At 52.4% G+C, this 12,866-nt stretch carries 10 protein-coding genes; 2 read left to right on the top strand and 8 right to left on the bottom strand.

The features are described 5' to 3' along the window. Positions 1 to 424 precede the first annotated feature (424 nt). From pssA to FE845_RS15935, 4 genes are all read right to left on the bottom strand, one after another. Positions 425 to 1,273 carry a CDP-diacylglycerol--serine O-phosphatidyltransferase gene (pssA, locus tag FE845_RS15950; RefSeq protein WP_200366852.1) on the bottom strand — a complete coding sequence of 283 codons (849 nt, stop codon included), beginning with the start codon at positions 1,271 to 1,273 and terminating at the stop codon, positions 425 to 427. A gap of 89 nt (positions 1,274 to 1,362) precedes the next feature. Further along, positions 1,363 to 2,379, bottom strand: coding sequence for a ketol-acid reductoisomerase (gene ilvC, locus FE845_RS15945; protein ID WP_200366850.1), 1,017 nt, complete (start codon positions 2,377 to 2,379; stop codon positions 1,363 to 1,365). A 64-nt stretch (positions 2,380 to 2,443) separates the two neighbouring features. Further along, positions 2,444 to 2,935: an acetolactate synthase small subunit gene (ilvN, locus tag FE845_RS15940; RefSeq protein WP_144779976.1), complete on the bottom strand. Its 492-nt coding sequence runs from the start codon at positions 2,933 to 2,935 to the stop codon at positions 2,444 to 2,446. Between the two features lie 2 nt (positions 2,936 to 2,937). Further along, positions 2,938 to 4,656: an acetolactate synthase 3 large subunit gene (locus FE845_RS15935; RefSeq protein ID WP_200366848.1), complete on the bottom strand. Its 1,719-nt coding sequence runs from the start codon at positions 4,654 to 4,656 to the stop codon at positions 2,938 to 2,940. Between the two features lie 518 nt (positions 4,657 to 5,174). Here FE845_RS15935 and FE845_RS15930 point away from each other — a divergent pair. After that, positions 5,175 to 5,639 (top strand): DUF4124 domain-containing protein, encoded by a 465-nt coding sequence (locus tag FE845_RS15930; RefSeq protein WP_200366846.1) that lies wholly within the window; start codon positions 5,175 to 5,177, stop codon positions 5,637 to 5,639. Positions 5,640 to 5,711: 72 nt separating this feature from the next. Here FE845_RS15930 and clpB read toward each other — a convergent pair whose 3' ends face one another. From clpB to rluD, 3 genes are all read right to left on the bottom strand, one after another. Continuing rightward, a complete protein-coding gene (gene clpB, locus FE845_RS15925; protein ID WP_200366844.1) occupies positions 5,712 to 8,288 on the bottom strand; it encodes an ATP-dependent chaperone ClpB in 2,577 nt (858 codons plus the stop codon). 133 nt (positions 8,289 to 8,421) lie between these two features. Next, positions 8,422 to 9,189 (bottom strand): peptidoglycan editing factor PgeF, encoded by a 768-nt coding sequence (pgeF, locus tag FE845_RS15920; RefSeq protein ID WP_200366842.1) that lies wholly within the window; start codon positions 9,187 to 9,189, stop codon positions 8,422 to 8,424. Next, a complete protein-coding gene (gene rluD, locus FE845_RS15915) occupies positions 9,179 to 10,156 on the bottom strand; it encodes a 23S rRNA pseudouridine(1911/1915/1917) synthase RluD (RefSeq protein ID WP_200366840.1) in 978 nt (325 codons plus the stop codon). The genes pgeF and rluD overlap by 11 nt, the downstream gene beginning before the upstream one ends. A 133-nt stretch (positions 10,157 to 10,289) precedes the next feature. Here rluD and FE845_RS15910 point away from each other — a divergent pair, with 133 nt between their 5' ends. Next, positions 10,290 to 11,123 carry an outer membrane protein assembly factor BamD gene (locus tag FE845_RS15910; RefSeq protein ID WP_200366838.1) on the top strand — a complete coding sequence of 278 codons (834 nt, stop codon included), beginning with the start codon at positions 10,290 to 10,292 and terminating at the stop codon, positions 11,121 to 11,123. A gap of 20 nt (positions 11,124 to 11,143) precedes the next feature. Here the strand turns inward: FE845_RS15910 and FE845_RS15905 are convergent, their stop codons facing one another. Beyond that, positions 11,144 to 12,808 carry an NAD+ synthase gene (locus FE845_RS15905; RefSeq protein ID WP_200366836.1) on the bottom strand — a complete coding sequence of 555 codons (1,665 nt, stop codon included), beginning with the start codon at positions 12,806 to 12,808 and terminating at the stop codon, positions 11,144 to 11,146. Positions 12,809 to 12,866 lie beyond the last annotated feature (58 nt).

Below are 12,866 nucleotides of genomic sequence, written 5' to 3'. Positions count from 1 at the left end.
AAAGAGCGTTTGAGCCGTTGCTCAATCAAGGTGGCGTATTCTACATCGTCTCGCCGCCTTGTCAACCGTTTTTTTCAAGTCGTTTCAGAAGCTTCCCTTCCAAAACTACCGATACTCACCGACTGCCTCATACTTGATTTCGAGGGGCGCATTCTACATCGAATCTCAACCCTGTCAACCGTTATTTCGAAGAATCTTAAAAGCTTTTTCTTCAACACTTTCAAACAGTTAACTCTCTCAAAGACACCCGTTGTTCCGGTGTGTCCCTCAAGCGAGATGCGCATTCTACAGACACACAGATTTCTGTCAACGCCATTTTGAATTAATTCTAAAGAACTTCGGTTTCCACCTATAAACACGCCAAAACCAGAGGGAAACCGAACAAAAAACGTACCATTTCAGCACTATTGCTGCACGTTACCAATTATTCGGACTTGCTCGACCGGCGCACCCTGCCCCGAAACAACGCACGAACCGGCCCAGACAGGGCGTAAACCAAAAAGCCGGTAAACAAAACCGTTGCCGGGTCCAGTGCAACCACTACGAAAATCAACACCACTAACAGTATCGCGGCGAAAGGCACCCGCCCACGAAGGTCGAGATCTTTGAAGCTGCGATACAGCACATTGCTAACCATCAGCACTCCAGTACCACCTACAACCACGAGTGTGAGGAACGTAAGCCAAGCAGCCGGGTCGTAGGCATGAAAACACCACACTAGACCTGCAACGCACGCAGCCGCCGCAGGACTAGGTAAGCCTACAAAGTACTTTTTATCGACCGAGCCGATTTGCGTATTGAACCGCGCAAGGCGCAGGGCGGCACCAGCCACATATATAAAGGTTACAGCCCAGCCGATTTTATCCAAGCCATTCAGGGACCAGAAAAATGCGACAAACCCGGGTGCGACGCCAAACGCCACCATATCTGCAAGACTGTCGTACTCTTCTCCAAACTTACTTTGGGTATTAGTCATACGAGCAACGCGCCCATCAAGCCCATCCAAAATCATGGACACAAAGATCGCAATGGCAGCGTTGTCGTAGACACCGCCCGCAGCTGAAACAATGGCGTAAAAACCGGAAAACAATGATGCTGTTGTGAGAGCATTAGGAAGGAGGTATATCCCTTTTCTGCGCACAGGCGCGCCCTCAACTAGCTCTTCCTCAACAACCTCTCCGGGCTCGATATCGCACTCACTTCCTGAACCGGACGAAAGTTCCGACTCGCGCGCACGTTGATCCAATTCGGTATCTTCTCTTTCTTTAGTCATTCCCACTACTCCGGAAAGTATTTGGGCGAAGTATATACGAAAAACGCGGCCACTCGGGCCGCGCTTCATTAAACCAAACGGAACGTCGCTTAGTTTTTATCCTTATCCACAATCTTGTTGGCGGAGATCCACGGCATCATTCCGCGTAGCTTCTCACCTGTCACTTCAATCTCATGAGCGGCGTTCTGACGACGACGCGCTGTCATAGACGGATAGTTGAGAGCACCTTCCGAGATGAACATCTTCGCGTACTCACCACTTTGAATTCGCTTAAGCGCATTGCGCATAGCTTCGCGAGATTGTTCGTTGATGATTTCTGGGCCGGTCACATACTCACCATACTCTGCGTTATTCGAGATGGAGTAGTTCATGTTCGCGATACCGCCTTCGTACATCAAGTCTACAATCAACTTGAGCTCGTGCAGACACTCAAAGTACGCCATTTCCGGCGCATAGCCCGCTTCAGTCAGCGTTTCAAAACCTGCTTTTACCAGCTCGACAGCACCGCCACAAAGAACAGCTTGCTCACCGAATAGGTCTGTTTCAGTTTCATCTTTGAAGGTGGTCTCGATGATACCGGTACGCCCACCGCCGATGCCGCTAGCGTAGGATAGAGATAGGTTCTTTGCGTTTCCGGAAGCGTCTTGGAACACAGCAATCAGGTCTGGGATCCCACCGCCATTGGCGAACTCGGTGCGCACAGTGTGCCCCGGAGCTTTGGGAGCAACCATGATAACGTCGAGATCTTTGCGCGGAACGATCTGGTTGTAGTGAATTGCAAAGCCATGAGCAAAGGCGAGAGTGGCACCTTGCTTTAGGTTTGGCTCAATTTCCGCCTTATAGAGTTGAGACTGAAACTCATCCGGTGTCAGAACCATTACAACATCGGCCGCAGCAACGGCAGATGGCACGTCGCTGGTCTTTAAGCCGTAGGCTTCTGCCTTAGCGATTGAAGAAGATCCAGGGCGCAGACCCACAGTGACATCAACACCGGACTCTTTCAGGTTGCACGCATGGGCATGACCCTGCGAACCAAAACCGATAATGGCAACTTTTTTGCTCTGAATGATGGAAAGATCACAATCCTTATCGTAATAAACCTGCATGACTAACCTCTATGATGTGTGATGGCCTTTCAGGAGGCCAAATCGTTCGTAATGGATAAATAATTTAAAGGCTCAAAACCTTCTCGCCTCTGGCGATCCCGGAAACCCCGGACCGCACCACTTCAAGCACACCTGACGTTCCGATCGCCTGAACAAAACCGTCAAGCTTATCGCTGGCCCCTGCCAATTGGACGGTATAAACCGAACTGGTGACGTCGACAATCTGGCCTCGGAATATATCCACAGTGCGCTTAATCTCAGCACGCTGGGAACCGGTTGCCTTCAGCTTGATCAGCATCAGTTCGCGTTCGATGTGGGGACCTTCTGTCAGGTCTACCAGCTTGACCACCTCAACCAGTTTATTGAGTTGCTTCGTAATCTGCTCGATAACCCGGTCTGAACCCGTCGTTGTAACTGTGAGACGAGACAAGGTCTCATCCTCTGTAGGCGCAACGGTTAAGGTCTCGATGTTGTAGTTCCGCTGTGAAAACAGCCCAACCACACGTGACAGCGCGCCGGGTTCGTTTTCAAGCAACACAGAAATAATTCGACGCATGATCACACCCTCTCCGTCTTGCTGAGCCACATATCTTTCATGCAGCCGCGGGCCACTTGCATCGGGTATACGTGCTCAAAGCGGTCAACCTGAATATCCACAAAGACAAGCTTGTCTTTCATAGCCAAGACTTCTTTCAATTTCGGCTCAAGGTCTTCCTTCTTGTCGATACGGACACCAACGTGCCCATAAGCTTCAGCAAGCTTGATGAAATCCGGCAACGACTCCATGTACGAATGGGAGTGGCGGGACTCATAATTCATGTCTTGCCACTGTTTCACCATGCCCAAAGCCTGATTATTCAGGTTGATGATCTTTACCGGCAACTTGTACTGGTTACAGGTAGAGAGCTCCTGAATATTCATCTGGATACTGCCCTCACCGGTGATACACAAAACTTCGTCATCTGGATGGGTGAGCTTAATGCCCATTGCCGCTGGCAAGCCGAAACCCATGGTTCCAAGACCACCAGAGTTAATCCAGCGATTGGGTTTATCAAACTTGTAATATTGGGCAGCGAACATCTGATGCTGCCCGACGTCAGACGTAACAAACGCATCCCCGTTAGTGAGACGGTGCAGCATTTCGATCACTTCTTGCGGCTTAATGACATCCGGACTGGTTTCGTAGCGCATACCGTGGAATGCACGCCATTCGTCGATCTGCTTCCACCAAGAGGCCAGTGCCTCTGCGTCTGGTTTTTCCTTGCTGTCTTTTACCAGTGCGAGCATTTCTTTGAGAACCGCATCAACCGGCCCAACGATAGGAACGTCGGCGTCAATGGTTTTGGAGATGGATGCCGGATCAATATCGATATGAATGATGCGCGCACCCGGGCAAAACTTTTCAGTTGCGTTTGTTACTCGATCATCAAATCGCGCGCCTACCGCGAGAATAAGATCCGAGTGGTGCATCGCCATATTGGCTTCATAGGTTCCGTGCATGCCTAGCCAGCCGAGATGCTGCTTGTCGCTGGCAGGGTAACAACCAATACCCATTAGGGTGTTAGTAATCGGGTACCCCAGCTTGCGTACCAGCTCCGTCAACTGACCAGAGGCCTTCCCCAGAATAACACCGCCACCGGCGTATATTATGGGACGACGGGCTGCCAGCATCATATCGACAGCTTTCTTGATCTGGCCAGCATGACCGCGTATGGCCGGACTATAAGAGCGCAACTTTATCTTTTTCGGATAAGCGTATTCGAAGCGCTCATTCGGTGCTGTCATATCTTTGGGAATATCGACAACAACAGGCCCGGGGCGACCGGTCGAGGCGATATAATAAGCCTTGCGGATAATTTCCGGGATTTCCGAAGGGTGGCGAACACTGAGGTTGTGTTTAACAACCGGCCGGGAAACACCCATCATGTCCGTTTCCTGAAAAGCATCTTCGCCAATCAGGGTAGACGCAACCTGCCCGCACAGAACCACCATAGGGATGGAATCCATGAATGCGGTAGCAATGCCGGTAATAGTGTTGGTGGCTCCAGGGCCGGAGGTTACAAGCACAGTTCCTGGAAGGCCCGTAGCGCGCGCATAGCCGTCGGCCATGTGCACAGCCGCCTGCTCGTGCCTTACCAGAATGTGTTTAACTTCATCCTGCCTGAACAGCGCATCATAAATATGAAGGGCTGCACCACCCGGATAGCCATATATGTATTCGATCCCTTGATCCTGCAGGGAGCGGATCAGCATATCGGCGCCAGACAATAACTCCACGATTTTCTACCCTCTTCTACGAGTGAATGAGCCGGGCGTACGCCCGGTTGCCTGGGTCCACGGATTCGCTGCTTCTTTTGAAAGCGGAACCGGCTGCTCCACACCTTGTTAAGAGGTTGTCTCCTGGCCAGCCGCCCTCCTGAGGGTTGCGGAGAACGGCCAATCGACGGGTTGCATTTAAGCAACAACCATTCCGCGACATATGCGCGGCACGCTCAGTGTGGTAAATAACGGGGGGATACTTGCACGGGATTGCCTGCCGTATTAGCCCCAGTCTTCAGGCAATCGGTAATTCTGACAGCGCGAAACTCCCTGTCAATAGCCACCTTTGCTTTCTGTGTTCATACTGGCGCAACCTCTGCCATAATTATGCATCACTCAGGCGCGGAGTTTTGAACCAGATGGAAGAAAATACGTCCCATAGATGGCATTATAGGCAAACGCGAAATAGAACGATGGGCCCGGTTTCTCAGGTTGCAAGCCTACCCGGGAGCAGCGAACACACAACGAGTAGAGCCATGAACAGAAAAGCCCTGATGCTGACACTATTAATCGCCGTAGCTCCCAGCGTTGCAATGAGCGCCTCGGTATACAAATGGACAGACGAAGATGGTGTTACCCATTTTGGCGACCGCCAGCCTGTGGGGTCCAACTCCGAGACCGTCAACGTGCGCTCTGGCACATCATCCGCAGCCAGCAACAACAGGCCCACCCCTCAAGAGCGCCTTGGTGAACTTGAAGAGCAAAAAAGGAAAGAAGCGGAGCGCGAAAAAGAAAGCGCCGTTGAGGCTGCTCGTCGCAAGCAACGCGAGGCAAACTGCGAAACGGCCCGCTCTAATCTGGAAGTCATCCAGAACAACGCACGTATACGGATCGAAGAGAACGGGGAGATGCGTTATTTAACGCCAGAGGAAATCGAAGAGCAGCGCAAGAAGCTGGAAGAAATTGCCGCTAAAAGCTGCGAGCCAGAGAGCCAACCCTAGTTTTTTATTCTAGATACGATAACGGGGCAGAACCCAAGTCCTGCCCCGTTATTACTTTCTTAGCGCCCCATCTTAAGCTTTGTTGAATACCAGCTTACCGTCACTCGCCGTAGCAAGGATTGTATCTTCAGAGATAAAATCGCCCTGCAACAACCTTTGCGCCAATGGGTTTTCAATCATTCTCTGGACGGCTCTTTTCAGCGGACGGGCGCCATAAACCGGGTCGTATCCCACTTCCGCCAGCAAGTCCAGCGCAGCTGCATCGAGTTCCAGCTTAACACCCTGTTCCTGCAGCCGCTTATTCAGAATTTCTATCTGGATTTTGGCGATGCCGTGAATCTGGCTTCCCGCCAGCGGATGGAACACAACCACTTCATCTACCCGATTAATAAACTCCGGACGGAAGTGGGCTCCCACCTCTTCCATGACCGCGCTCTTCATAGCTTCGTAGTTCTCTTCTCCAGCTTTTTGCTGAATGATCCCCGAACCCAGATTGGACGTCATCACGATAACCGTATTCCGGAAATCCACCGTTCGGCCCTGCCCATCCGTTAAGCGACCATCATCCAGCACTTGCAGCAAAATATTGAAGACATCCGGGTGCGCCTTTTCGACTTCATCCAGTAGAAGCACGGAATACGGGCGACGACGAACCGCTTCCGTAAGGTATCCGCCTTCCTCATAGCCAACATATCCAGGGGGCGCACCAATCAGGCGGGCAACGGAATGCTTCTCCATAAACTCCGACATATCAATCCGCACCATGGCGTCGTCAGTATCGAAGAGGAATGAAGCAAGTGACTTGCACAGCTCCGTTTTACCGACACCGGTTGGCCCAAGGAACAGAAACGAACCATTTGGCCGATTGGGATCTGCAAGCCCTGCACGGGAACGACGCACGGCGTTCGATACGGCCTCCACCGCTTCATTCTGACCGATTACACGATCATGCAGCGCGTCTTCCATACGCATAAGCTTGTCGCGCTCACCTTCCAGCATTCGGGATACCGGAATGCCAGTCCACTTAGAAACAACTTCAGCAATTTCTTCGTCAGTGACCCGATTGCGTAGGAGTTTCATCTCCATCATCTCAGCCTGACTGGCCATATCGAGTTGACGCTCCAACTCTGGAATGCGCCCATACTGCAACTCGGACATTCTACCCAGGTCGCCTGCGCGACGGGCCGTTTCTAAATCGATACGGGCTTGCTCCAACTGGCTCTTAATCTTCTGAGAGCCGTGCAACGCGGCTTTTTCAGTATTCCAAATTTCCTCAAGATCCGCATATTCGCGCTCTATATCCCGAATAACACCGGAAAGCTCCTCAAGGCGCCTCTTTGACGCTGCGTCTGTTTCTTTCTTTAAGGCCTCCCGCTCAATTTTAAGTTGAATCAAGCGGCGCTCCAGCCGGTCCAGAGGCTCTGGCTTGGAGTCCATCTCCATACGAATTTGGCTGGCAGCCTCATCGATCAGGTCAATAGCCTTGTCTGGCAGTTGGCGGTCCGTGATGTAACGCTGGGAGAGCTTGGCCGCGGCAATAATAGCCCCGTCGGTCACCTCTACACCGTGGTGAACCTCGTAACGTTCTTTCAGACCGCGCAGAATTGCGACGGTATCTTCCTCATTCGGTTCGTTCACCAGCACTTTTTGAAAGCGCCGCTCCAGCGCAGCGTCTTTCTCTATGTTCTCACGGTATTCGTTCAGTGTGGTTGCGCCAACGCAGTGCAACTCGCCGCGCGCCAGTGCAGGCTTGAGCATGTTGCCTGCATCCATGGAGCCTTCAGCTTTACCCGCACCTACGACCGTATGGATTTCGTCAATGAACAGGATAATCTGGCCTTCCTGTTTAGCGAGCTCATTCAGCACGGCTTTCAAACGCTCTTCAAACTCGCCCCGAAACTTGGCTCCAGCAATAAGCGAGCCCATATCCAGAGATAAAACGCGTTTATTTTTAAGGCCTTCGGGCACTTCTCCATTGACAATGCGCTGCGCCAAACCTTCTGCGATAGCAGTTTTACCTACGCCCGGCTCACCAATCAGTACCGGGTTGTTTTTGCGACGGCGCTGCAACACTTGAATGGTGCGACGTATTTCGTCATCACGACCAATCACCGGATCAAGCTTCCCGGCTTCCGCCCGCTCTGTTAAATCGATGGTGTACTTTGAAAGCGCCTGTCGATTTTCCTCTGCACCCGCATCGCTAACGTTTTCTCCTCCACGCACGGCATCAATGGCTTTTTCCAGCGCTGCCTTGTCTACGCCTTGTTCGCGCAAAACACGACCGAGCGTGCCCCGGTCTTCCAAAGCGGCCAGTAGCAGCAGTTCGCTAGAAATAAACTGGTCCTTGCGCTTCTGCGCCAATTTATCGGCAATATTGAACAGGCGCCCCATATCGTTAGACATAGCAACATCGCCGGCACTGCCGCTCACTTCTGGCAAGTTCTCGATTTCCTGAGCTATTGCCTGTCGCACACGACCGGGCTCAGCACCCGCTTGCTTGAGAAGCGGGGTGATAGAACTGCCCTGCTGATCAAGCATGGCCTGCATAAGGTGTATGGGTTCAATAAAGTTGTGGTCTTTGCCAACGGCCAGTGATTGCGCGTCCGCCAGTGCGGTTTGCAAAAGGCTGGTGAGCTTGTCGATTCTCATGAATTCGTTCCCCGAGTTATTCAGTAAATGCGATCAGAAATTGCGCATTCGGTTTGCATTGAGAACTAATGTAGGGGCTATCAAGGGAAGTTCAAGGCCGGAACACTCAAAACCGTCAGAAAATTGACAAGCCTCAGGTTTTCCAAATAACGGTGGCCATACGACCGGTTTGTCCATCACGGCGGTAGGAGTAAAAATGCTGGGAATCGGTAACCGTACAAAAGTTACCGCCATAGATTTCGTGGACGCCCAGACTTTCGAGACGTTGTCGGGCAAGTCGATAAATATCTGCCATATAGCGTCCCTCTCGAGCTCCAATGGAGCTGAAAGCAACATCAGCTTCAGGGTTGCGCTCCACAAAAGCCACCCTAACTTCCGGGCCAACCTCAAACACCTGCGGGCCTATGGCTGGCCCGAACCATGCCATCAAGGTATTGCCGGGCAGTCCCATACGAGCCACCAAGTTTTCCAGCACTCCAAAACATAAACTGCGCCAGCCAGCGTGAGCTGCCGCAACTGTGGTGCCTTTCTGGTCGCATAGAATAACCGGCAAACAGTCTGCTGTAAGAATCGTGCAGGCTTGCCCAACCCTGTGGGTAAAACTTGCATCGGCTTCTGGAATCGCCGCTCGTTGGTTTTGCGGAAATCGCACAACACCTGTGCCGTGAACTTGATTCAGCCATCCAAATGCTGCTTTGGGAAGGCCGCAGGCACGAGCTAGCCTGAGGCGATTTTCCTGCACATGGGCAGGTTCATCGCCCACATGCCCACCAAGGTTAAGGCTGCCCCACGGATGCTCGCTGATCCCGCCTAGGCGCGTCGTGCAGAGCGCGTATATGTTTGAAGGGGCAGGCCAGTCCGGGCGGATAAATGATAGCTCCGGAGCCCCCTCAGAACTCATCACTCTCCAACTCCTGAACGTGCTTACGCAGCGCAGCTAACAAGCCAACAAAATCCGCTGGCAAGGGCACATCCCAGCTCAGTATTTCTCCGGTTTGTGGATGCTCCAATGTGAGCTGTCGCGCATGCAGTGCTTGCCGGTGAAATGCCGAGAGTACTTCACGTAACTCTTCCGTGGTGCCCTTGGGCAAACGAAGGCGACCGCCGTAGAGCGGGTCGCCTACCAGCGGGTGCTTTACGTAGGCCATGTGCACGCGAATCTGGTGTGTGCGACCGCTTTCAAGTTTACAGCGCACATGAGTATGAGCCGCAAAACGCTCAATCAAACGGTAGTGAGTTACAGCAGGTTTTCCGCTTCTGACCACCCCCATTTTCTTTCGCTCATGAGGGTGGCGGCCAATCGGCGCGTCCACCGTGGCGCCGCCTGTCAGGGTGCCTACTACGATTGCTTCGTATTCGCGACCCATGGTTCGAGTCTGCAGCTGACCCACTAGCGATGTATGAGCAATCAGGCTGCGCGCCACCACCATAATACCGGAGGTATCTTTATCAAGACGGTGGACGATGCCGGCACGGGGCAGATTCTCTACCTCGGGCGCGTAGTTCAACAGCGCATTTACTAGCGTACCATCTGCGTGCCCTGCGGCCGGATGCACCACCAAGCCTGCAGGCTTGTTGATAACCAGTATATGCTCGTCTTCGTAAACAATATCCAGACTGATCGCTTCCGCTTGCCAAGTCACCTGAGCCTCAGGCTCGGCATCAAGGGCCAGTTGGTCGCTCAGCATCACCTTATCTTTGGGCTTACGCGGCTCTCCGTTCACGGTTAAAGCACCGCTGCGAATCCATGACTGCAAGCGCGAACGCGAGTGCTCGGGCATAAGCTCAGCGGCTGCCTGATCCAGTCGCCGGTCACTTAGCTCTGGCGGTATAGAAAAACTGGCAGTTATTCGATTTTCAGATGACATTAAGCCCCCGGGGCCTGTGTGTGTTACGTTTCGGTCAGAATAATTGAAACAAACGGGACGCGCTCTGCACATAGGGCAAGTTCCCCGTTACAATACCGCACTCGAATTTATCGACATTATACGGGATTCCGGCATGAGATCAGGTTTTCGTTTACTGCTACTTTCCACACTGGTCGTCCTGATCAGCGCCTGCGCGTCCAACAAGCAGGAGGAAGTGCTTCCGGAAAAAACCTATTACGACAATGCCCGTCAGGCAATGAACTCCGGCAACTTCAACGAAGCCGAGGAAAACCTCGATTCGTTAGAAACCTACTATCCATTTGGCCGCTACGCTGAACAGGCCCAGCTTGACCTTATCTATGCCCGCTACCAAAACCTTGATCTTGAAGGCTCCAGAGCCGCTGCAGATCGATTCCTGCGTCTTAATCCCCAAAGCGACCATGCGGATTATGCTCTTTACATGCGCGGACTTGCTTCTTATAACCTAGATATTGGCTTGGCCGCACGCTACTTTGCAATTGACGTAGCCGCCAGAGATGCAGGGGAACAACTGCAGGCATTTCGCGATTTCAGTGAACTATTAAACCGTTACCCTGAAAGCGAATACGCTGCCGACGCTCGCCAGCGTATGATCGCCGTGCGCAACCGTATGGCAGAACTGGAACTTCATGCTGCGCGCTACTACATCAAGCGCGAAGCCTATGTGGCGGCCAATAACCGGGCACGCTACATACTCGAGAACTACCCTACCTCACCAGCGGTTGAAGAGGCTTTGATTATTCTTGCTGAGACCTTTGATTTCCTGAAATTCAAAAAAGGTTCTCAAGATGCTGTAGCGCTTTTGCGTCAGAACTTCCCCAAGAGCGATGCTTTCAACAGCAAGGGCGAATTTGAAGCCAACTTACTAAAGCGCGAAAACCGCTCGCTCTCCAGCGTAATCACCTTCGGACTTATTGGCGACGAGTAAGCCGCCCCATAAAAGAGATATCAATTGCCGCTCTTCCAGCCACTCGTAATGGGATAGCGGCGATCCTTACCGAACCCTCGCTCGGTAATGCGGATTCCGATAGGTGCCTGCCTGCGCTTGTACTCGTTGAGATCGACTAAGCGGATAACGCGATCAACATCCGCTTGATCAAACCCTTCCGCAACGATCGCATCCGCACTAAAATCTCGTTCTACATAGAAATTTAGAATTTGATCTAACACATCGTAGCCCGGAAGGTTGTCTTCATCCTTCTGATCAGGCGCAAGCTCCGCAGAGGGCGGGCGAGTGATAACCCGTTCGGGAATCACTGGCGACACAGAATTACGATACCAAGCAAGGCGAAAGACCAATGTTTTGGGGACGTCCTTTAGGACATCAAAGCCGCCCGCCATATCACCATAAAGCGTCGAGTACCCCACAGCCAGTTCGCTCTTATTGCCGGTTGTAAGCACCAGCGAACCAAATTTATTAGAAAGTGACATCAGCATTACGCCGCGAATACGCGCCTGCAGGTTTTGCTCGGTGGTGTCGAGAGTTGTGCCCTCAAACGGTTCCGCCAGCGCGGCCATGAAAGATTCATACATAGGCTCTATGGAGTACACATCGTACTGAACGCCCATGGAGCCTGCTTGGGCTGCTGCATCTTCTAGGCTGATGTCTGAGGTATATCGGAAGGGCATCATCACAGCGCGAACACGATCCGGCCCCAAAGCATCCGCCGCCACAGCAAGAGCCAGAGCGGAATCTATACCGCCGGAAAGCCCAAGTACGACCGTTTTGAAACCATTTTTATTGACATAGTCCCGCACGCCCATCACAAGCGCACTGTAGACATTTGCCTCCACCGAAGGTTCTGCCGGCAACGGCTGGGATACGGGCTGGCAACGGCGGTCAAACACGAAATCGACAGGGAAAAGGCCCTCATTGAATTGAGGCACTTCTACTGCGAGAGAACCGGAGTGGTCGTAAACCATGGAGCCACCATCGAACACCAACTCATCCTGAGCCCCTACCAAATTGGTGTAGATGATACTCACCTGATTATCCCGAGACTTGCGCTCAAGCAGCGCCTTACGTCGGGCCTGCTTGTCGATATCATAGGGTGAGGCGTTCAGGTTAATAATCAGCTTCGCACCTGCCGCAGCGGAGTCTTCAACCGGGCCGTCTGCCCATATGTCTTCGCAGACCGTTAAGCCAACGGGCACGCCACAAATCTCTACCACTACTGCACCCTCGCCCTCCGAAAAATAGCGTTTCTCATCAAACACCTGATAATTCGGAGGGAACCGCTTGAAATAGCGGCCTGTAATGTTGCCGCCTTCAATCACCACCGCAGCGTTGTACAGCAGGCCCTTATTTTGAAGCGGGACGCCAATAACAATAGCCGCGCCAAGCTGCGCACTTTGTAGGCGCTCCAGAGATTCTGTTACGCGCAGATTCATACTGGGGCGAAGCAGCAAATCTTCCGGCGGATACCCTGTAACACAAAGCTCCGGGAAGACAACAATATCTGCTCCCTCTTTGGAGTGAGCACGCTTTGCCGCATTTATAATCCGCTCGGTGTTACCGGGAATATCCCCCACCAGAAAATCCAATTGCGCCATCACAACCCGTAGATTTCGGGGCGATTTAGAGGGTAACGGGCTACTCCCGGAAACGGACATACTTCGGCTCCTGTAACTCACTGCCATGAAAAGGCTATTATAACCTCGCACAGGCTTT

This window comes from Marinobacter sp. 1-4A, assembly GCF_016597725.1.
Taxonomy (GTDB): Bacteria; Pseudomonadota; Gammaproteobacteria; order Pseudomonadales; family Oleiphilaceae; genus Marinobacter.
This window is presented reverse-complemented; position numbering and strand designations above follow the sequence as displayed.

What these genes read in the sequence shown, in the direction of transcription:
- pssA (WP_200366852.1), bottom strand. Translation starts at nt 1,273, where the DNA reads ATGACTAAAGAAAGAGAAGATACCGAATTGGATCAACGTGCGCGCGAG.
- ilvC (WP_200366850.1), bottom strand. Translation starts at nt 2,379, where the DNA reads ATGCAGGTTTATTACGATAAGGATTGTGATCTTTCCATCATTCAGAGC.
- ilvN (WP_144779976.1), bottom strand. Translation starts at nt 2,935, where the DNA reads ATGCGTCGAATTATTTCTGTGTTGCTTGAAAACGAACCCGGCGCGCTG.
- FE845_RS15930 (WP_200366846.1), top strand. Translation starts at nt 5,175, where the DNA reads ATGAACAGAAAAGCCCTGATGCTGACACTATTAATCGCCGTAGCTCCC.
- clpB (WP_200366844.1), bottom strand. Translation starts at nt 8,288, where the DNA reads ATGAGAATCGACAAGCTCACCAGCCTTTTGCAAACCGCACTGGCGGAC.
- pgeF (WP_200366842.1), bottom strand. Translation starts at nt 9,189, where the DNA reads ATGAGTTCTGAGGGGGCTCCGGAGCTATCATTTATCCGCCCGGACTGG.
- rluD (WP_200366840.1), bottom strand. Translation starts at nt 10,156, where the DNA reads ATGTCATCTGAAAATCGAATAACTGCCAGTTTTTCTATACCGCCAGAG.
- FE845_RS15910 (WP_200366838.1), top strand. Translation starts at nt 10,290, where the DNA reads ATGAGATCAGGTTTTCGTTTACTGCTACTTTCCACACTGGTCGTCCTG.
- FE845_RS15905 (WP_200366836.1), bottom strand. Translation starts at nt 12,808, where the DNA reads ATGTCCGTTTCCGGGAGTAGCCCGTTACCCTCTAAATCGCCCCGAAAT.